This window comes from Psychrobacter sp. DAB_AL43B, assembly GCF_900168255.1.
In the GTDB taxonomy this organism is placed as follows: domain Bacteria; phylum Pseudomonadota; class Gammaproteobacteria; order Pseudomonadales; family Moraxellaceae; genus Psychrobacter.
This window is the reverse complement of sequence record NZ_LT799838.1, coordinates 1041430-1063489: the sequence shown is the minus strand read 5'-3', so window position 1 is coordinate 1063489 and position 22060 is coordinate 1041430. Positions and strand designations below refer to the sequence as shown.

The following is a 22060-nucleotide window of genomic DNA, read 5'->3' as shown; positions in this document are numbered from 1 at the left end:
ACACCTAAAATAATATGAGAACAGCGACTTTATCAGAAGTCTGTTAAGGAATATGAATGTCTAATGAAAAATACACTGCGACCATCACCCTACCACGCGGCACTCTTGATCTAACCTATCAAATAAATACTGCCACCAAACGAATAGAAGATGAATCATACCAGCTAGAAGACCTGCTTGGTTTTGCCCAGCGTATTAATCCAAAACGGGCGTTTTTGTTTGTCTCAAAAGTACTAGGTCGTCATATTCCAGTTGCGCCCAGCACCATGCGTAGTGCCTTTACTGATTTGGCTGACTTAGTCCCTAATGATTTACCTGAGCCTATTTTGGTCATTGGTATGGCCGAAACTGCCGTTGGCTTATCTGCTGGCGTTCATCAAGCACTTCAAACGCGATACCCGAATGCATTACTGCTCAACTCTACTCGTCACGCACAGCATAATGACAGTGATACCGATGCTTTATTGACGACTTTTAGCGAAGATCACAGCCATGCCAGCCAGCATTTAATTTATCAAAGTAAAGATAAAGTCACCCAAGCGCAATTACTTGCCAGCAAAACCCTTATTATGGTCGACGACGAAGCATCAACAGGCAATACTTGCGTCAATGTCGTCACTGCGCTACGTAACGCAGGGCTGACGCAATTGGAGCAGGTGCATTTAACGACATTGGTTGATTGGTCACTAGCTCAGAATCAGGGTGAAGCCGACGCGGATGATGCTGTGTCTGATCAAGTCGCGAAACGCTTGCCAAATATTGATTTTTATCGTCATCACTTACTATCTGGCGCTTGGAAATGGACGGATGCACCCAACCCTAAGCCAATTACCATGCCATCGGTCGATACGACGGAAGCTGGTAGTCACGCTTTAGGTAATACCGGTAATTGGGGACGTTTTCCAACGCTAAATAGCAAGGATGGTTTTGATAACTATCTGGAAAACTTTCAAACAGCATTTACACTCTTTAATAAGCAAACATCGTTTGATAAAGCTGAGTTACCAAAAAAGATATTAGTATTGGGTAGTAATGAATTTGTTTGGTTACCATTCTTATTGGCTGAATGGTTAGAAAACCAAGCAATAGCGCAATCTCAAGACTCTGGAACTATCTCTACTGTTAATTTTAGCGCTTTGACACGCTCGCCGATTGCCATTGGTGGGGCGATTACTACCATGCTAAGTTTTAGCGATAATTATGGGCTTGGCATGACCAACTTTGCTTATAATGTCGATCCCAATGAATGGGACTTAATTGTGTTGTGCCTAGAGACATCAGCTGATAGCGTCGATGGCATGTGGAAAGGTTTGGATAATGTGTTGATAGTCAGCCCTACATAACTGAACACTTAGCATAAATATTAATAGCTATTGATAATAACTACTGAGAATAGCTACTGCTAATGGATTGATAGCCGTAATAATAGCGCCTTTAGATTGTTTCATATTTTCTCTAAAACAAAGCTTGCTTTTATATACCTTTGATTTTAAGGAAGTTAATTGTACAACTCATAATAAAAAAGATGTCTATAGCATAAAAAAATTCATATTTACGTTATAGATACCTTGCGTAACCTTATATTTACATATATATTCGGTCTATTCATTTGTTTATTCAGCTCCAACAGCTCAATTATTAGAAGATTAAAAGCTTGAGGGAATTTTTCCTAAGTCAATTTAAAATTCCAAATAATTTGTCTTGCGCTGAAATAATTTGAATTGATAAATACTTTAAAAGGAATTAAAGGTTTATCGATTAGGGCTCGCTATCAATGGTGTATAGCATCATTGTCGTACCGTTAATCGATAATTATCTTACGCTTCATACAGGATGTAATCATAATGCAAATACCTTTCTTCAAGCTCACCTTGCTAGCAGCCCTTACCTTAGGCGTTAGTGCCTGTAGCGGCGATAATAAAACCGCGAACAAAACGGCAGATGCCGGTAGCGATGCTAAAGCCGCTAAGACCCTAATTTACTGCTCAGAAGGCAGTCCAGCCGGCTTTGATCCTGCGCAATATACGGCGGGTACTGACTTCGATGCTAGTGCTTATCCTATTTTTAACGGTATCGTACAGTTCAAACGTGGTGAAACCGAAATTGAACCAGGATTAGCAGAAAGTTGGGAAATTAGCGAAGATGGTAAAACTTATACGCTCAATCTACGTAAAGGCGTCAAATTCGGCAAGACCGATTATTTCACCCCAACGCGTGACTTCAACGCCGATGACATTATCTTTACTATTGAACGCCTAACCGATACAGGCTTTGCTTTTAATAAAGACTATCCGGCTGAATTCCCTTATTCAGTAGATATGGGCTTACCCGATATTATCAAAAATGTCGAAAAAGTTGATGATTATACGGTTAAAATCACTTTGTCTGAGACCAATGCGCCATTCTTACAAAACCTAGCTATGCCATTTGCTTATATACATTCTGCAGAGTACGCCAAGCAATTACAAGATGCTGGCAAAGCCGCTGACCTAAACACTAAGCCCGTTGGTACCGGACCATTTGTCTTTACCTCGTATCAAAAAGACGCGCAGATTCGTTATGCCAAAAATCCTGACTACTGGAATAAAGACGATATTCATATTGATAATCTTGTTTTTGTTATCACTAAAGACTCAGCGGTTCGCGCCCAGAAAATACAAGCTGGCGAATGTAATGTCTCGGCTTATGCTAATCCATCTGAAGTGGACTCTGCTAAAAAATCTGGCAAAGCAAACGTACTAGATGATGCGGGCTTTAACGTCGGTTACTTAGGCTATAACACTGAAAAACCAGACCTAAAAGATGTCAATGTGCGCCGCGCGCTCGATATGGCGATTAATAAAGACGCTATCATCAATGCGGTCTACCAAGGTTCTGGTATCAAAGCCACCAACCCAATGCCACCAACGCAGTGGGGCTATAACGAAGACATTAAAGACGCGCCTTACGATATCGAAAAAGCCAAAGCCTTACTGGCTGAAGCGGGTGCTAAAAACCTAGAAATCGACTTATGGTATATGCCGGTTCAACGCCCTTATAACCCTAATGCCAAGCTAATGGCAGAAATGATTCAATCGGATTGGGCGAAAGTTGGCGTTAAAGCCAAGCTTGTGACGTATGAGTGGGGCGAGTATCTTAAACGCGCTGGTAAAGGCGAACCTGAAGCGATCCTAGCAGGATGGACCGGCGATAATGGCGATCCTGATAACTGGTTAGGCGTTTTATTATCTTGTGATGCGGTCGGTGGTAACAACTACTCGCGCTGGTGTAATAAAGACTTTGATAAGCTGGTGACCGATGCGCGTGCAATTACCAATCAAGATGAGCGTATTGCCAATTACAGGCAGGCTCAGGTCATTTTTAAAGACCAATTACCTTGGACCACAGTTGCCAACTCAGTCGTAACGGTACTAACCACACCTAACGTAAAAGACTACAAAATTAGCCCACTCGGCTCCATCCGCTTTGACGGCGTTGATATTGAATAAAGGTATTAAATAACCTTAGCTAATATCAGTGCTGCATTAGGTACTGGTATTAGATTCAATACCAGTACCGAACAAACTCTAGTGACGCCTTTTACTCTATAGTCATTGCTTTATATGCGTTTGCGGCTGGTTCAGAGACTCTGTACCAGCCGTCTTTGTTTGAGCCTGAGCTATATCTTGTAAAAGCCAATTCTATAAAAATGAGCCGAGCTATGCTACTTTATATTTTACGCCGGATTTCAATCCTGATTCCGGTCTATATCGGCTTAACCCTATCGACCTTTATCCTGATTCGCCTCGTACCTGGCGATGCCGTTGAGATCATGATGGGAGAGCGCATGGTTGATCCTGAGCTACATGCACAGGCTTTAGCCCGCCTTGGTTTAGATAAACCTTTACCCGTGCAATATTGGGATTATCTCACCGGGATACTGCAAGGTAACTTTGGTGAATCCTTTCGTACGCGAACGCCTATATTACAGGACTTTTTTGCGCATTTTGTGCCGACATTAGAGTTGGCTCTTTGCGCGATTACGATAGCTAGTGTGGTTGGTATAAGCCTAGGTATTTTTGCTGCCCTACGCCGAGGTACATGGATTGACTACACGTTAATGTCGGGAGCACTGGCAGGGTATTCTATGCCTATCTACCTACTGGGCCCTATTCTAACCGGTATCTTCGCCCATTACTTAGGCCTACTACCAGTCTCTGGCGTCATCTCTGTCGCACAGTTCCTAGACGTCAAACCTTTATATGGTTCTTGGCTACTAGGCTCCTTAAGTTCTGGTGAGCCCGGCGCCTTTTGGAATGTTGTAAAGCATTTCATCTTACCCTCGATTGCCCTATCTACCATTCCGCTAGCTATGATTGCTCGTATGACGCGCTCGGCAATGCTTGAGGTGTTAGACGAAGATTATGTACGTACCGCAAGAGCCAAAGGTTTGTCACCAAAACGTGTGATTTTAATCCACGTGATGCGTAATGCGCTCATTACCGTCGTTACTGTCGTGGGATTACAGATGGCAACTTTACTGGCTGGTGCCATTATCACTGAGACTATCTTTAGTTGGCCGGGTGTTGGCAACTGGTTGTTAGATGGCTTCTTTACGCGTGATTACCCCATTGTACAAAATGGTATTTTATTGGTCGCCACCGCACTGATTTTAGTGAGCTTAATGATCGATATTTTGTATGGGTTTATTAATCCTAGAATTCGCCATTCCTCATAGCTTATTGTTAGGGTGAAGCCCATTTAATACATTTTTGATGCATTTCTAATATATTGTAACTGTATCTGCAATAGCTATTTATAGTTTTTAATAATTACCCATAGTGCCCATGATGACCTTGTGTCCCTAAGTTTGTATTACTCAGCTTGCCTAAGACAAGCAGGTGCTAAGTTAGCTCAAGCAATAAACAACTTAAATAAACAGCTTAGCCCAATAAAGTAATCAAGTCAGTGGAGTAAAACAAGGTTTGACTCACTAAAGGAATATCCAATGAAGCCTTCTGTAATTCCTTCCGATGTTGCGCAGGTTGCACCTAAACCGCCAACGTCTTGGCAGCTATTTTTATACACGTTTTGCCGAAATAAAGGCGCAGTACTGGGTTTTATGGTCTTAATGCTGATGGTCATTATCGCTGTCTTAGCCCCTACCATTGCCCCTTATGACCCTTATGAATTGTTTACCGGTAAAGAGCAGCTACCGCCATCCTTCTTTAGTGGCGGTGATTCGATGTTCTTTTTGGGCACTGATGATGCCGGTCGTGATACGCTCTCTCGCGTCATGCATGGGGCACGTTATTCACTATTTATTGGTATCAGTGCCACTTCAATAGCGATGATTGTGGGCGTATCTTTAGGGCTAAGCGCTGCCTTTTGGCCAAAGGTTTGGGGCAAAGCTGTCATGTTGGTTAATGATATTTTGATGTCTTATCCAAGCTTGTTGCTTGCCATTATTATTGCCGCTATCTTAGGGCCTTCGATGACCAACACCATCATTACGATTGCTTTAGTATGTACGCCGCCTTTTATCAGGTTAACTCGTGCGACGGCAATGGTTGAGCTGCAACGTGAGTATTTTATTGCCTCACAGGTCATGGGCGCAGGCGTATTAAGGTTATTGTTTATTACCATACTACCCAATTGTATGGCGCCATTAATCGTCCAAGCTACCATGATTTTCTCTACTGCTATTTTGGAAGCAGGCGCGATTGGCTTCTTAGGTTTCGGTGTTCAACCACCCGATGCTGAGTGGGGCGCAATGCTAGGTACCGCTCGTCAATATATCCAAAGTAATGTTTGGTTAGCGATTTGGCCGGGTGTAGCGATTTTCTTAGCCGCATTGTCCATCAATTTAACGGGCGACGGTCTGCGTGATGCCTTAGATCCAAAATTGAAGCAGGTATCTTAATGAACGATTCTCAAATAAATAGCTTTGATGTGAATAAACCAGCAATGAACCATCTTGACACAGATAACCTATTACTCCTCGACATCGAGCATCTATCCGTAACCTTTGGACAAGGAGCGCGAGCATTTCGTGCGGTCGATGATGTCTCTTTAAAAATAAAACAAGGAGAGGTCGTTGCCGTTGTCGGTGAATCTGGCTCAGGTAAATCGGTCACTATGATGGCGCTAATGGGTTTATTGCCGTCCTCTGCTACCGTGACTGCTGACCGTCTTAACTTTGATGGCAAAGAACTCCTAACCATGCCAGCAAAACAAAAGCGCAAGATTATCGGCAAAGATATTTCGATGATATTTCAAAATGCTATGTCATGCCTTAATCCAAGCTTTACGGTTGAGATGCAAATGGGAGAAGTATTAACTACCCATCTTGGCTTGCGCGGAGCAGCCGTAAAACAGCGTCTTTTAGAGTTGTTAGAGCTGGTTGAAATGCCAGATGCTAAGAATCGCCTGCGCGTTTATCCGCACCAACTCTCAGGGGGTATGAGTCAACGGGTTATGATTGCGATGGCATTAGCTTGTGAGCCAAAACTGCTTATCGCTGATGAACCGACGACCGCTCTCGACGTGACCGTTCAGGCTCAAATTATGGATTTGCTCAGTCGCTTACAACGAGAAAAACAGATGGCCATGGTGCTTATCACCCATGACTTGGGTTTAGTCGCGCAAAACTCTCGTGATGTCGCCGTCATGTATGCTGGTCAAGTAGTTGAAACCAGCACAGTGCCAGAAATATTCCAAAAACCTGCTCATCCTTATACCGAAGCCCTACTGCAAGCAATTCCTGAACTTGCAATAGGCCAAGATAGATTGAATAGCTTACCAGGTGTGGTGCCGAGCCAATATGATAGACCAACAGGTTGTCTACTCTCCCCACGTTGCCCATATAAAGAGCTAGCTTGTGAAGTGCCACCACCTATTTTAAAAACCCCAAATGGCGAAGTCCGCTGTATTCACGCAACCCTTCCCGAACATCCTACTCGGACTGCTCAAACCGCTACTTTGGAGTCTGAAATATGAGTCATAAAATTGTCTTAAAGGCAGATAATCTGCATAAACACTATCAAGTATCTCTAGGATTAGGAAAAGGTAAAGCATTCGTCAAGGCGTTGAATGGCATATCATTTGAGCTAGAAGCCGGTAAAACTCTCGCGGTCGTCGGTGAATCAGGATGTGGCAAGTCGACGTTAGCGCGTCAGCTTACTTTGATAGAGCAGCCGACCAGTGGCGAGCTATTTATTAATGATGAGGCAACAACCAGCTATAATAGGAGCGCGCTGAAAAACTTGCGTACTGAGATTCAGATGGTGTTTCAAAACCCTTATGGTAGTCTCAATCCACGCCATACTATTGGTTTTCAGCTGACGGAACCGTTAGACATTCATACTACACTGAGCAAAGAAGAAAAACGCACCAAAGTCCATGCAATGATGAAGCACGTAGGTTTGCGTCCTGAGCATACGGGTCGCTATCCCCATATGTTTTCTGGTGGTCAACGTCAACGTATCGCTCTTGCTCGTGCCATGATGCTTAACCCTAAGATCGTCGTCGCTGATGAGCCGACGTCAGCACTTGACGTCTCTATTCAAGCACAAGTGTTAAATCTATTTATGGACTTGCAAGATGAATACCATACTGCTTATGTCTTTATCTCGCATAACCTCTCAGTTGTGCGTCATGTCGCAGATGATGTGATGGTGATGTATTTAGGCAAGGCTGTTGAGCACGGTGCTAAAGATGCTATTTATAATAATCCTAAACACCCTTATACCATTGCCTTACTCTCAGCAGCACCGACAGTTACGGGACATAAAAAAGAGCTGACGTTACAAGGTGAGCTGCCTAGTCCGCTAAATCCGCCTAGTGGCTGCGCTCTCCATAAACGCTGTCCCTACGCCAAGCCTATATGTAGCGAAATCGAGCCTGAGCTGCGTGAATGGGAAGGACGCTTAGTATCTTGTTTAAGATTAGAAGAGATATATGGATAGTACAACTAAATATATCTCTATTTTTCAATAGTAGTAGAATAAAACAGGACGTTGATTGGTGCTGATTCTATGATAAGGCTCCTGACTAGCCTAAGATCGTCCTATTATTTGGATAATCAATTTCTGATAAACTCGGAACATTTACACACTGAATTTTCTGAGTTTATAAAATTTATAGCTATAGTCATTCCTAACTCGTTCTTACAACGAAGTGTTTCATTCTTTGGTCATTCGAAACTACCTGCCCAATCCTAAATTTAAATTCGCTGAATTCAATTCTCTTTTGACAAATTTGCGCTTTTATTATTCATTTATTCTGCCCTTTTTTATGATTATCGTTATACTATCTGCATTTGGCTAAGATATGTTTGATGTGTAAGTGGCGACTTAAAACCTTAGTCTTTTATCTCCATTGAATACTCATACTTAAACAGCCTTGGCATAACTTTTATCTTTGGAAAACGTAATGTCCCTCCCATTTTTCCAACCAAATCAAAACATTATCAAGCCTTATGCTCTTATGGATTTAGACGACACGCTATTCCAAACTCAGCGTAAGATTGACGCATGGGAATTACCAACGACTGAGCCTAAAAACTTAGTGTGCGCCACAGTCAATAAACAAGATGAGCCGTTAAGCTTTATGAGTCAGCGCCAAGCAATGTTTTTTAATTGGCTCCTTGCTAGCACTGAATTGATAGCCGTCACAGCGCGTGATCGTCATGAAATTCAACGCGTTAAATTACCTTTCAACAGTTGGCAAATATTGACCCATGGTGCAGTGATTTTAACGCCTGATGGCGCGTTACTAAACACGTGGCAGCAGCATATGTATAATGCCCTTGCACCACTACAGAATATCTTAAATCAGCTGACTGATTGGATTCATAATTATAGTCAAAGAAGCGATAGTACTCATAACGATTTAAAGCTTACCCCGCATACGGATACGTTTATTGATAGTGAACTGACCATTTACCTCGCTATCAAACACACAGAAAAAGACCATCAAGCGTTAGCAGATTTAGCCAAACAGTTACCAATATTTATACCAAATTTTGAACAACACTTTTATGTGCATGTGAATGCTAATAATTTAGCGATATTGCCGCATGGGGTTCATAAGCGTCATGCGGTGCAGTTTTTATTAGAACAGCATTTGGACTGTCAGCGCCCAAGCTTCGGTTTTGGCGACAGTCTGGCAGATTTACCATTTTTGCAACTGCTTGACTGGTACGGTATGCCCAATCACGGGCAACTTCATGAGCAATTTTAAGCTTAATAATAGACGTTTCATTGTCATTGTCATTACACCATCATCATATTGTCATTAAGCGAGTGCTAATATTTCTACCATGACCTCAAATAACCCTAATACAAAAACAGTCGATTTAAAACGTTACGGCTCAGGTAGCTATCTTGCCAGCGATGTCACTGTCCTACTCGATATTGTCGATAAAGACGCCGTTGCCGATGTGCCTGTTAGCCAAAAAGAAGCACTCATCCAAAGTGGTCAGCGCCATTATTCCGATATGTTGACCTTAGAGGACGTACCAAGTGCCATGCATGAGCAGCTATACATGCAGGCGTTAGAGCAAGGCAAGATAAGAGCAGCGACTGATATTGCTAATTTAGCTTATACGCTAAAGCATGTTTTTCAGAAAACAGTCAATAATGAATGCCCGTTAATATTGGTTAGCTTAGTGCGAGCAGGTTTGCCGATTGGCGTATTATTACAGCGCGCGTTGGCAGATATTAATAGCAGCTATTCTTTACCAAGTGTGCATTACGGCGTCAGTATCATTCGTGATCGTGGTCTTGATCCTGTTGCCTTACAGATGATATTGGACAGCCATCCAGACAGTCCCATCGTATTTATCGATGGTTGGACCGGTAAGGGGGCTATTTATCAAGAGTTAGCTCATAGCTTAGAAGTATTTGCTGATCCTAGCCATACCAATTTTGCCAACATTTTCCATCAAGGTAAGGGTGTTATTCCCTTATTGACTCTTGCTGATCCGGCTGGCGTTGCTTGGCTTGCTGCTAGCGAGGAAGACTGGTTGATTCCATCGGGTTTATTAAATAGTACGGTGTCAGGGCTGATCTCACGTAGCTTATATACCGAGCCGCAATCGGGGCTACATCGCAGTGTCTTTTATGATAACTTAATAGAGGTAGATCATAGCTTAGCATTTGTCGATCATATCGATGCCGTAAGGCGTACATTGACCACGCCTTTGCAATGCTTGCCAACGTACAAGCAACCTCGCTACCAGACCGCAGACTTAATCGATAAGCTGGCAGCAGAATACAACATCACCAATCGCAACCGTATTAAGCCGACTATCGCTGAGGCGACAAGAGCGATATTACGCCGTGATCCAGAACGTATTTTGCTGGCCAGCGCTGAGCATCCCGATACCGTATTATTACGACATTTATGTGCGCAACGACATATCGCTATCAGTGTATTAGGTGATAAAATACTACCCTATCAAGCAATTACCCTTATCAAGCAGCGCGCCACAGATCGTTAATACTTTATCGTCTTAGCGCTGGCGTTTTTACCGTATCACTTTCTCTCTCTAATCATTCATTTATCACTATTTACGATGCCCATTATGTCAGACATACCAAACAACGAGTCCAACCTTTATCAGAATACCCAGTCTTATGCGCATCTCATCACTGAGCGTCATGCCATGATCAAGCCTCATGCGCATCATCCGTACCAGTTGGGCGCCAGCTTATATATGCCAGCGACGCGCCAAGATATTTGGCAAGTGATTAAGCGTGATAAATTACCGACGATTAACAGTATTATTATCTGCTTAGAAGATGCCGTCAGCCACAATGATGTTGAACTGGCAATCATACGTCTGCAAACCTTGCTGCATACATGGGCGGCGCACGTCGATAGCATCAATGAGCCATCAAAAGAGGCGGATATTCATACCGAGCAGCCAACCAGACCACTGGTATTTGTGCGCCCGCGTCATCCGGCAATGTTAGAACAGCTATCGCATTTTGCACATATCGATTTGATTGATGGTTTTGTCATGCCCAAAGTCGATATGTATAGCTTGTCTAATTGGCGTATGGCATGTCAGAATTTAAATACTGACATGCTATTGATGCCGACACTTGAGACCGCAGCGCTATTTAATCCACATCATAATCAAGAGTTGGCCATTGCTTTTAAAGAAGCATTTAGCCAGCCCGTATTTACCTTGCGTATCGGTGGCAATGATTTGTTTGCGGCGCTGCGTTTGCGTCGTCCTAAGAATAGCATTGTCTATGACACGCCCGTTGGTACGCTAGCCTATCAGCTACTTGGCTGTTTTGTGCCGCATGGTTTTTATTTGTCTGCACCGGTATTTGAATATTTGGATGAGCCAACGTTATTTATGCAAGAGCTGACCCGTGATGTAAGCTTAGGGCTGGTCGGAAAAACCGTTATCCATCCAAGCCAAATTGCTTTGGTGCAACAAGCGTATTGCGTACCGCTTAGTACTTTAGACGAGGCTCAGGCAATCTTACATAGCGAGGCAAAAGCAGTATTTAAATATAACAATACGATGCTAGAGCCTGCTACGCATCGCGCTTGGGCAACTGAGATAGTTAATAGAGCCGACGTGTTTGGCACCATTAATGATGGCAATAATGACTATACCTCGCGGCTATAAATTAAAGCAGTAAAATTGCAGTTTTAAATTTAATACCTTAAGACTCCTAAGAAAAAAGCCGTTATCAAATCAATGATAACGGCTTTTTTCTAAAAAATTTTACCTATACTGATAAATGCTATACAAAATTTGCTAAGAATTTATTAATGGCTTTATTCACCTGTTCAGGCTCTTCGACTGTCGCCGTATGCCCAGCGCCTTTAATCACTACAAGCTTAGAGCCTGCTATCGCAAAATGCATGCGCTCAGCTTTTGCATACGGTGTTGCGGCATCTTCATCGCCAACGATAATGAGTGTGGGCGTTTTAATATCACTTAGCTGATCATAAGTTGCCGTGCGCTCAATGACACCCGTGGTCGCCTTAATGACCCCATCTTTACGGTTGCTTTGTAATATGGACAACCATTCTCTACGGTCAGCCTTACGCGACTTATCAGCTAAAAAACTGCTGCCAAACATAATAGGCATCACTTTTTGGCTGACACGCTTCATACCCAACCAACGAATGGCCTTCATAAGCTTGCGGTACTGTGGCACGTTTTTTGGGTCTTCAGGATCGGCTGATGTTTCAAGTAGCGTGAGCGATAGCAATAATTCAGGACGTTTTAGCGCGATACGCTGGGCGACAAAACCACCCATTGATAAGCCTAAAAAATGACACTTATTGATATCTAGCGCATCCAGTAGCGCAAGCGTGTCCTCCGTTAGTGTCTCCATATCATAGCCAGACTTGGTAATTTCAGACTGACCTTGTCCCCGAAAATCAAAGGCAATACAGCGGTAGCCAGCTTTAAAATACTCGACTTGCTTGTCATACATGCTCGTATTCCATAGCAAACCATGGGCAAACACCATAACTGGCTTTTGCTTGTCATTGGGCGCACTGTCTTCGTAATAAATATCGACATTATTCACATTAATCGTTGGCATAACCACTTCCTTGTTTGTTTAATAAATTAAAAATAAGCACATTACCGAGCAAATCCCTCACCCTTATAACCTATAACCCTTTAAAACACAGCCTTTTGAAACACAGCCTTCTAGCATAATTTAACCAACCTACAGTTAGTAGCCTTATTTTTGAACGGTAAGGTTTTATACCTCTATCAATAAATATAACTGCAAATAAAAAAATTGCTTTAAGCGTGTCTTCAGCGCCCACAAAACCAGCTTTTATAATAATCCCAAACTGCTATAGTAATCAGCATTGCATTATTTGTCACACTTATTGCCAACCTCTATTTTTTACCAACAACGTTTATATAGAAAATTTAACTAAGGATATCGAAATGTCACAAGCTCTCGTTGAGTACCAAGCAGAAAATCATATCGCTACCATCACGATGAACGACCCAAAAACGCTTAATGCTTTTAGCACCTCACTCAAGAATGCGATGGTAGATGCGCTTAATAAAGCAGATGAAGATGAGCAAGTACGAGTCATTATTTTACAGGGTGCAGGTGGTCATTTCTCAAGCGGTGGGCATATCGGTGAGATGTTAGAGAATGGCATGGAAAGCGAGGCATTATCTGACAAGCTGAATTTTATGGTCGGTGAAGTGGCTGAGATTAGCTTAAAACTGCGTAATATTCATAAGCCTATTATTGCTAAACTAGAAGGTGCTGTCGCTGGCGCTGGTATGAATCTTGCCCTTACTTGTGACTTTCGTATCGCCGCTGATAATGCCAAATTCGTCCAAGCCTTTGTCAATATCGGTCTGATTCCAGATGCTGGCGGTATTTATTTATTGAATCAATTGATTGGCGTCGCAAAAACCACAGAGATGGTGATGCTCGGTGATAAGCTCAAAGCAGAAGATATGGCACGCCTAAACTTAATCAATGAAGTCGTCAGCGCAGACGATTTGGATGCAAGCGTCCAAGCATTGGCAACTCGTTTAAGCAATCTACCCGGAAAAGCATTAGCCTCGATGAAGCATATGATTAACACGCATGCGTATATGGGTCTTAATGAAGCGTTAGATATGGAAGTTGATCAGCAAACCATGCTAGCTAAAACAGCTGACTTTAAAGAAGGTATTACCGCCTTTATGGAAAAGCGCAAGCCTGTTTATCAGGGTAAATAAAACGCTTATAACGCTGCTCTGGGTAATATCATTAAAAAGGCTGCTATTATGTAGCCTTTTTTTGGTAAGAACCTATAAACGATAGATACCTAAACAATAATTTCTAGCCGTATTATTACTTACTAAGAAGCAGAGGCACTTTTATATTGATGCGGTAAGGTAAATATTTTGTCAAAACCCAACGTAAAGAGAAAAGTATAAACTAAGAAAAATAGCAGTAAGGCAGCTTCCATTATAAAGGCTTTAATAAAACCAACATCGTACCAAATCACATATAGCGGCAGGCAAATCAAAACCAATCCGCCTTCAAACCCTATCGCATGGGCACTACGTATGAAGAACGTACGCTGCGTCACCTGCTTACGACGTTCCCAGTTTTCAAACGCTGTATTGTAAATAAAATTCCAAATTACCGCTGCCAATGACACCATCACGGCAACTGGTAGAGATTCTGCGGCGCTGCTGTTGCTCAACAACATAAGAACCAAGGTGGATGAGATGATAGCAATAATTTCAAAAACTGTCACATAGACTATACGGCGTTTGATGGGGGATAAAGTAATCAACCAAAACTCCAAAGCACATCAGTGCCTATCAAAGTATCGGTCCGTCCCGAGAGAGAAAATAGAAAAAATTACAGAGCCACGGTTTCCGTCTGCACATATATTATACATAAGATAATGAGAGAAACTACCCATCGCTCACAGCAAAAAACCCCGCATCATAACGATACGGGGTTTTCTTATAGATATCTTAACGTTTCTATTAACAACTAGGTTAACTGAGCAACGTTAATTTTATCCGCTTCTTCAGTATAGGTTTCCATACGGTCGAAGTTCATGTATTGATACACTTCTTCACCCATGCTATCAAGCATACCAGCGTACTGCTGATACTCTTCGTTGGTTGGTAATTTACCCAATACCGCAGCAACAGAAGCCAATTCAGCTGATGCTAGATAGACGTTAGCGCCTTGACCTAGACGGTTCGGGAAGTTACGGGTAGAAGTCGATACCGCAGTAGAGTTCGGTGCGATACGCGCTTGGTTACCCATACATAGTGAACAACCTGGCATCTCAGTACGAGCGCCGGCTTGTGCATAGATATTATAGTAGCCTTCTTCCATCAACTGACGCGCATCCATTTTGGTTGGTGGCGCAATCCATAGACGAGTTTGCAAGCTACCTGCTGGGACATCTTTTAGCAATTTACCAGCAGCGCGGAAGTGACCGATGTTGGTCATACATGAACCAATAAATACTTCATCAATAGTATCACCAGCGACATCAGCTAGCGTTTTTGCATCGTCTGGATCATTCGGGCAGCAAAGAATCGGCTCTTTGATTTCAGACATATCGATGGTCATATCGATGGTATATTCTGCATCTTCGTCAGCGCGCATTAGGCTTGGATTAGCCAGCCACTCTTGCATGCCTTCGATACGACGGCTAATAGTACGCGCATCGCCGTAACCTTCTGAGATCATCCACTTTAACAAGGTGATGTTCGAAGTCAGATACTCAGCAACTGACTTCTCAGATAGAGTAATCGTACAACCAGCAGCACTACGCTCAGCAGATGCATCAGACAATTCAAACGCTTGCTCAGCGGTTAAATCTTCTAAACCTTCAATCTCAAGAATACGACCGTTAAACTCGTTGATTTTACCTTTCTTATCAACAGTTAACAGACCTTCTTTAATCGCTTGATAAGGGATGGCATGAACTAAATCACGTAACGTGATACCGGCTTGACGCTCACCGATGAAACGGACACGGACAGATTCAGGCATATCAAGTGGCATAACACCAGTAGCAGCAGCAAAAGCTACCAAGCCAGAACCAGCTGGGAATGAGATGCCGATTGGGAAACGGGTATGCGAGTCACCACCAGTACCAACGGTATCTGGAAGTAGCATACGGTTCAACCATGAGTGAATAATACCGTCACCTGGACGTAAGCTCACGCCGCCACGGTTCATGATAAAGTCAGGAAGGGTGTGCTGAGTTTCGATATCAACTGGCTTTGGATAAGCAGCCGTATGACAGAATGACTGCATAACCAAGTCTGCTTGGAAACCTAGGCAGGCTAAGTCTTTTAGCTCATCACGGGTCATCGGACCAGTGGTATCTTGACTACCGACCGTAGTGATTTTTGGTTCGCAATACATACCAGGACGAACACCGGCTAGACCACAAGCTTTCCCAACCATCTTTTGCGCTAGTGTAAAGCCTTTACCAGTATCGACTGGCTCTTCTGGCTTAGCAAAGATGTCTGAATGACCAAGACCCATGTATTCACGAGCACGATTGGTCAGACCACGACCAACGATTAGTGGAATACGGCCACCAGCGCGAACTTCGTCAAGCAAGGTTGGCGAGTTTAGTTTAAACGTTGACAGTACTTCATCAGAGTCATGCTTAGTGATTTTGCCTTCATACGGATAGATATCGAACACATCACCCATATTTAGGTTATCAACAGCAACTTTCTCAATTGGTAATGCGCCTGAATCTTCCATGGTATTAAAGAAGATTGGCGCAATGTTGTTACCGAGTACCAGACCGCCACCACGTTTGTTTGGCACGTTCGGGATATCATCGCCCATCAACCATAATACTGAGTTGGTCGCAGATTTACGGCTAGAACCCGTACCTACCACGTCGCCAACATAAGCAAGCGGATGGCCTTTTTCTTTTAGTGCTTCAATTTGCTTCATTGGACCAATTTCACCCTCAACGTCGGCAGTAATACCGTCGCGAGAGTTTTTATGCATGGCTAATGAATGTAATGGGATATCAGGACGGCTCCACGCATCTTGCGCAGGTGACAAGTCATCCGTGTTGGTTTCGCCCGTTACTTTAAACGTCGTATATGTGGTCTTTTCTGGTACTGCAGCACGGCTCAAGAACCATTCAGCGTCTGCCCAAGATTGAACCACTTCTTTTGCGATAGCATTGCCGGCTTCGGCTTTTTCGGTCACGTCATTGAACGCATCAAATACTAGCAATGTTTTTTTCAAGGCTTCAGCGGCTTCTTGCGCGACTTCTGCGTCATCTAATGCAGCAACGAGTGGCTGTACGTTATAACCACCTTGCATAGTACCCAAAATTTGAACCGCTTTTTTCTTACTAACTAGTGAAGAGGTCGCTTCGCCTTTCACGATAGCAGCTAAAAATGCCGCTTTAACATAGGCAGCTTGGTCAACACCGGCAGGAATACGATTTTCTAACAAATCCATTAAGAACGCATCTTCGCCCGCTGGTGGAGTTTTAAGTAGCTCAACCAATTCTGCTACCTGCTTCTCATTTAGTGGAAGTGGTACAGTACCTAGCTCAGCACGTTCTGCGACATGTTTACGATAAGCTTCTAACACAATAGTCGTCCTCGTCGGTTGGTGACCAGTACATCACGTGAGTAGTCAGGATGACAGCCTACATCGATGTACTGCATTGAATAATTATTCGTGCAATCATAGCTTAAAACGCCTAAAAAGTTAATGGCTAAGCCGAGAAAAGGCGCAATATAAGGCCATATTGGACATTTATTATAAAAATAGTGCCATAAATAATATGACTAATGGTGCCTATATCATAAATTCTGAAATTTTCATACTGAGGACTTATTTTGCCGCTTAACATTCAAAATATATGTTCGTAGTAAAGTGCTGTGAAGACCGTCTATTCACTTAAAAAAGAATACGGCATTGCTACTTTAGGACATTGTTATTATTACACGTTGTTATCGCTGTATAAAATCAACTATATCTCGATTAACAGTTAAATAAAACGCGCTCGACTGGTATACTATTTAATAACTAAACCTCAATGAGGCTCACTATATTTACGCATAACATCAAGGATGATAATGGAAAACAAAGAGACGGAAGCTAATAGTATTAGTCACAATGCCAATCAAAGCACCAATCAAAATGCCAATTATGAAAACGGTTTAAAAGTTCGCACCGAAGTAATGGGCGCAGAGCATGTCAAACGCTCGCTTGACTCAGCGACGCCATTTACTCAGCCATTACAAGATTGGATTATTGAGCACGCTTGGGGCAGTACGTGGCAAGACGATTCAGTTTTACCGCGCAAATATCGCTCCTTAATCACCATCGCTTTTTTAATTGCACAAAAGAGCCCAAGTGAGCTAAAAGGGCATATCCGAGGTGCGATTAATAACGGTGCCAGTGTCGCTGAAATTCGAGAAGTTTTGATGCACAGTTTGCCTTATTGCGGCGCGCCTGCCACTCAAGAAGCGTTTCGTGCCGCCATAGAAGTGCTGAATGACTTAGATATTGATATCAATAAATAAAACTACGCTAAAGAGTTCATTCATAGTAGCCTGAGCCTAGTCGCATTAATACGATCGTCTAAAAATTAATGGCTACACATCTGCTATAATAGCTCGATTCATAAAACATTCTAATAATGCCATAAACCCTTATCCTATCAAGGGTTAAGAGATAATTTGATTATGACAAACGCCGCCGTACAAACGCACGTTCCCGCTGCACGCGCAAAACCAAAAAAAGCCATCCAAGGTGAAAAGCTACGTGGCTATGATAAAGTTGCGCGTATCCCAATTAAAGTAATCCCGACCATCGAGGCGAAGAAAAAGCCAGATTGGATTCGGGTTAAGCTGTCATCACCTGCTGAAGTAGCACGTATCAAAGCTACTTTGCGTGAGCAAAAGCTCTATACCGTTTGTGAAGAAGCCGCCTGCCCTAACTTAGCGCAGTGTTTCTCTGATGGTACAGCCACCTTTATGATTATGGGTGATATCTGTACGCGTCGCTGTCCGTTCTGTGATGTCGGTCATGGTCGCCCAAATGAGCTGGATAAAGATGAGCCACGCCATACTGCCGAAACTATCTTAGGTCTCAAGCTAAAATACGCGGTTATTACCTCAGTTGACCGTGATGACCTAAAAGACGGCGGTGCGATGCATTTCGTCGAAGTGCTTAATGAATCAAGAGCACTTAGCCCAAATTGCTTGATTGAAATACTGGTACCTGATTTCCGTGGGCGTATGGATATTGCTTTAGATTTGCTGACTGAAACCGCGCCGGATGTCTTTAACCACAATATCGAAACCGTGCCTCGTTTATATAAAGCCTTCCGTCCAGGTTCTGATTATCAACATTCATTAGACTTACTAAAAATCTATAAAGAACGTCGCCCTGATATCGCTACAAAATGCGGCTTTATGGTTGGACTTGGTGAAACCGAAGAAGAGATCTATGCACTACTTGATGATCTAAAAGCGCATAATGTGGATATGATTACAGTCGGTCAATATTTGCAACCAAGTAAAAACCACGCACCAGTCGACCGTTATGTGCATCCTGATGAATTTCAGCGCTATATGGACTACGGCAAAAAGATTGGCTTCTTTAACATTTGGGCGGGCCCTATGGTACGCTCAAGTTACTTTGCCGATCGCCAGTATTATGGCGAAGATTGCCCTGCACCAATTCGTAGTAAAAAAGCACTGATTGCTGAAGGAAAACTTGGCTGTTAAAATTATTTAGCAAAAACTTGTATCACTATAAAGAAAGAGGCTTATGACAGCCTCTTTTTTTATTCTTGTTTTTTATCTTTACTTTTATATCGTTAAAACGCTGTAAAATAGCACCGCTATCAATACCAACAAACATCAAAGGGAATATCATGAAAAAACTACTTATTTCAACGGCGTTAATGGCTACTTTTGTCCTATCTGGTTGTGCGACAACCGGTGGAAACACCAATGCAGGCAATACAATGGGTACTGCAAGCGAGATCGGTATGAACGTTTTTAAGGCTGCTATTGATAATCAATGTCGCAGTCAGATTGAAAACCAAAATGCGTGGCGTATTGCTAGTGTCGCTATGACAGACGCCCAAGAAGAAGCCGTAAAAGGTAGAGTTTGTGGTTGCGTAAGTGAGCAAGCACCACAGCAAGTGACTCTCATTGAATTGGGTAATGCAGCCATAGATCCGCAATATCGTACCCAATTGGTGACCAGAGTCGTCGCTAAGTCACTACAAAGTTGTTATACCAGTATCGTTAAATAAGCAGTGGTTTGAAAAATCTGTCTCGTGAAGCATGACGGATAACTCAATCAAAAAGAGAACGTTATTAACCATAACGTCCTCTTTTTTTATCAAGCACAATACTACTTATTCATTTATTCTTTAACTCTTTATAAGCCCCCACCATTCGATAGGCTCTGAGGCACTGCTACCGGTAGAACTCTACGGTGGAAATATTTAGATTTACCATCAAGGATTTTATTCACCTCTTTGACCAAGTCATGAATGATGTCATCATAAATTCCGTGATTCAGTTCTGTCTCAAAAGCAGTAAATGGATGCTTACGAGCCGCTGATCTCACATCCGTTATGCCTTGCTTAGTGTAAAAAATATTGACTCGACCATCACTGTTTAAGATGCATTTTAATTGACCATCATCAACCATAATCTCTATACTCTCAGGCATGAAAATATAGTCATCTACATCGAGCAATTCTTTCTCTATGCCTCTTTTTAATAATGCCTTGAGATCAAACATAGCTACATCCCTTTCAAAAACTTATAAATATAATTAATTCAAAATAGCTGTCAAACAAGCCATCATTTATTAATTTATACTACACAAAGTAGGTGTCTATTTTAAGTTAGAAAGTGTAAAACTACGTTTAATATTGGAAAGCATGCGATTTCATTATAAGTAGCCGTAGTCTGGGTTAACATGAGCATAACTCACAGTTTTCTATAAGATTATCACTGGGCTTTACTTTACCTAACCTAAGTCTCTCCTTCCTTGTTATTCTCTGCATTTATATCAGGTGCAGCTTCAAATACAAGCCATCCCTTTTTCATCCATCGTTCGATAACTGCCTTAGATGCGATATGTATTAGGTTGGCTAAGGGTTCATGAGGATTGTTCTCGAAACACCATACTCTTAGTTTTATATTAGGCGAATATTCGTCATTGTTCATATCAAAAACAGCTCTAATATATTCTGCATCAGAATCAGCTAATGAATGTCCCCAAAATATAATTTCATAAGGCTTTTCATTTAAAGATCGACCTAAATTGCGCTTAATATCTAAGTCTTCATGATCAAGGAATTGGTAGTCAGTGTTGTTAATAAGCTTTTGATGAGTTTTAACAAAGCCATAAACTTTATATTTTCTAAGCCGTTCATCCTCTAAATCACTAATACCCAAAACAATTTTTTTACTTACTGTGCTTCCATGAACGTATTGAACATTTTTGATACCCAGTAAGTTTAAATCAGGATATAAGCGCTCGAAAGAGTTAGAGTAGTTAAAGGTAAAAATTGCTTGTAGATTTTCACCTAATTCACCGAACCTTTTAAACTCTTTGATTGGTTTAAGCTCGTTCACTATAGTCTTAATATACATCTTAAAAATATCATTAAAGTCATTTAAATGGTTTAGAATCTGTTTTAAAACCTTACTACCCTCAAACTCTAAATAATTACCTGAATACTTTTTCAAAAAATTTGTATCTATAACATTTTTAAACGATTTCTTAGCTACCCTTCTACTGTACGATGAATCAAGTTCTTGTAACTTTTCAAACTCTGATTCACAAATTTCACTATGTTGAATAGTGCTTGCACCGAAACCATTCGGATTATGTACATCTTCAGCTTTATAATATATATCAGTTATTAGCTGAAAATTTCTTAAGGTATTTTGTACAAACATCTTTTGCAATTTAAAGCTATCAAAAAACATTCGATTAACTTGGCGATAATTGTTAGCTAATACGTCTGTAGCTTTTATAGTCAACTTATGGCTGTCGCTTCTATTAGGGAAATATATCCCTTTACTCTCTGAGAAGTATCCAATGGTTTTATCATCAAAACTCATTTCAAATAAATCACATGTTTTCACGAGTAGGCTTTGGATTTCGTTTTCAAAATCAATCCACGTATCCACATCGGTCAAATGATGCTTAAAATGCTGAAACCAGCCGTTATCCTTTAGCTTTATTTGCAAATCCTTCACAGTATCAATCGACAACCTCAAGTCAGCTGTTTTATACAACTCCTCAGTTTTGCTAAAAAAATCCTTGTCTCTATCGGAACATTCACCTGCGATATATGTATGAAATAAATCATCAAACCTAAGCTCTTGACTTTCTTCGCAAGATTCAATAACCATCATAGCATCCATAAAATGCACATAAGCAGTTGGTAGATAATGTGCCAAATCGAAACCATTACCTAACACGAATATTCTTTTTGTGTCCAATTTTTAGTTTCCTTTTTATAATCCAAAAAGAAGGCGAGCTAACTATCCGTTAACCCGCCCTAT

General features: G+C 41.9%; 18 protein-coding genes. 13 read left to right on the top strand and 5 right to left on the bottom strand.

The window, feature by feature from the left end:
* Nucleotides 1–56: 56 nt before the first annotated feature.
* From DABAL43B_RS04615 to DABAL43B_RS04575, 9 genes are all read left to right on the top strand, one after another.
* Nucleotides 57–1343: a phosphoribosyltransferase domain-containing protein gene (locus DABAL43B_RS04615; protein WP_079691282.1), complete on the top strand. Its 1287-nt coding sequence runs from the start codon at nt 57–59 to the stop codon at nt 1341–1343.
* Nucleotides 1344–1844: 501 nt separating this feature from the next.
* Nucleotides 1845–3488: an ABC transporter substrate-binding protein gene (locus DABAL43B_RS04610; RefSeq protein ID WP_079691281.1), complete on the top strand. Its 1644-nt coding sequence runs from the start codon at nt 1845–1847 to the stop codon at nt 3486–3488.
* 212 nt (nt 3489–3700) lie between these two features.
* Complete coding sequence (locus DABAL43B_RS04605) at nt 3701–4717, top strand: ABC transporter permease (RefSeq protein WP_079691280.1); 1017 nt, start codon at nt 3701–3703, stop codon at nt 4715–4717.
* Between the two features lie 270 nt (nt 4718–4987).
* Nucleotides 4988–5902: an ABC transporter permease gene (locus DABAL43B_RS04600; RefSeq protein WP_079691279.1), complete on the top strand. Its 915-nt coding sequence runs from the start codon at nt 4988–4990 to the stop codon at nt 5900–5902.
* On the top strand, nt 5902–6978 hold the full coding sequence (locus DABAL43B_RS04595; protein ID WP_079691278.1) for an ABC transporter ATP-binding protein: 1077 nt from the start codon (nt 5902–5904) through the stop codon (nt 6976–6978). The genes DABAL43B_RS04600 and DABAL43B_RS04595 overlap by 1 nt, the downstream gene beginning before the upstream one ends.
* A complete protein-coding gene (locus DABAL43B_RS04590; RefSeq protein WP_079691277.1) occupies nt 6975–7946 on the top strand; it encodes a peptide ABC transporter ATP-binding protein in 972 nt (323 codons plus the stop codon). The genes DABAL43B_RS04595 and DABAL43B_RS04590 overlap by 4 nt, the downstream gene beginning before the upstream one ends.
* A gap of 466 nt (nt 7947–8412) precedes the next feature.
* Nucleotides 8413–9222 (top strand): HAD hydrolase family protein, encoded by an 810-nt coding sequence (locus DABAL43B_RS04585; protein WP_079691276.1) that lies wholly within the window; start codon nt 8413–8415, stop codon nt 9220–9222.
* Nucleotides 9223–9301: 79 nt separating this feature from the next.
* On the top strand, nt 9302–10483 hold the full coding sequence (locus DABAL43B_RS04580; protein ID WP_079691275.1) for a cysteine protease StiP domain-containing protein: 1182 nt from the start codon (nt 9302–9304) through the stop codon (nt 10481–10483).
* Nucleotides 10484–10567: 84 nt separating this feature from the next.
* Complete coding sequence (locus DABAL43B_RS04575) at nt 10568–11632, top strand: HpcH/HpaI aldolase/citrate lyase family protein (RefSeq protein WP_079691274.1); 1065 nt, start codon at nt 10568–10570, stop codon at nt 11630–11632.
* Nucleotides 11633–11750: 118 nt separating this feature from the next.
* On the opposite strand, the gene DABAL43B_RS04570 is transcribed toward DABAL43B_RS04575, so the two are convergent.
* Entirely contained in the window at nt 11751–12563 is an 813-nt protein-coding gene (locus tag DABAL43B_RS04570; protein ID WP_079691273.1) for an alpha/beta fold hydrolase, read from the bottom strand.
* 359 nt (nt 12564–12922) lie between these two features.
* Between DABAL43B_RS04570 and DABAL43B_RS04565 the strand changes: the two genes are divergently transcribed.
* A complete protein-coding gene (locus DABAL43B_RS04565) occupies nt 12923–13720 on the top strand; it encodes an enoyl-CoA hydratase/isomerase family protein (protein ID WP_079691272.1) in 798 nt (265 codons plus the stop codon).
* 122 nt (nt 13721–13842) lie between these two features.
* Here the strand turns inward: DABAL43B_RS04565 and DABAL43B_RS04560 are convergent, their stop codons facing one another.
* A complete protein-coding gene (locus DABAL43B_RS04560) occupies nt 13843–14286 on the bottom strand; it encodes a PACE efflux transporter (protein ID WP_079693033.1) in 444 nt (147 codons plus the stop codon).
* A gap of 206 nt (nt 14287–14492) precedes the next feature.
* Nucleotides 14493–17096, bottom strand: a complete 2604-nt coding sequence (gene acnB, locus DABAL43B_RS04555; protein ID WP_079691271.1) for a bifunctional aconitate hydratase 2/2-methylisocitrate dehydratase — start codon at nt 17094–17096, stop codon at nt 14493–14495.
* A gap of 596 nt (nt 17097–17692) precedes the next feature.
* Between acnB and DABAL43B_RS04550 the strand changes: the two genes are divergently transcribed.
* The 3 genes from DABAL43B_RS04550 (at nt 17693) to DABAL43B_RS04540 (ending at nt 19782) form a co-directional block, all read left to right on the top strand.
* Nucleotides 17693–18037, top strand: a complete 345-nt coding sequence (locus DABAL43B_RS04550; protein ID WP_145952549.1) for a carboxymuconolactone decarboxylase family protein — start codon at nt 17693–17695, stop codon at nt 18035–18037.
* Between the two features lie 162 nt (nt 18038–18199).
* The gene (gene lipA / locus DABAL43B_RS04545) at nt 18200–19246 is read left to right on the top strand and encodes a lipoyl synthase (RefSeq protein ID WP_079691269.1); all 1047 of its coding nucleotides are present in this window, start codon (nt 18200–18202) and stop codon (nt 19244–19246) included.
* A 149-nt stretch (nt 19247–19395) separates the two neighbouring features.
* A complete protein-coding gene (locus DABAL43B_RS04540) occupies nt 19396–19782 on the top strand; it encodes a hypothetical protein (RefSeq protein ID WP_079691268.1) in 387 nt (128 codons plus the stop codon).
* 128 nt (nt 19783–19910) lie between these two features.
* Here the strand turns inward: DABAL43B_RS04540 and DABAL43B_RS04535 are convergent, their stop codons facing one another.
* Together DABAL43B_RS04535 and DABAL43B_RS04530 are read right to left on the bottom strand one after the other, a co-directional pair.
* Entirely contained in the window at nt 19911–20279 is a 369-nt protein-coding gene (locus DABAL43B_RS04535; RefSeq protein ID WP_079691267.1) for a hypothetical protein, read from the bottom strand.
* A gap of 236 nt (nt 20280–20515) precedes the next feature.
* The gene (locus DABAL43B_RS04530; protein ID WP_171996323.1) at nt 20516–21976 is read right to left on the bottom strand and encodes an AbiH family protein; all 1461 of its coding nucleotides are present in this window, start codon (nt 21974–21976) and stop codon (nt 20516–20518) included.
* Nucleotides 21977–22060: the final 84 nt, after the last annotated feature.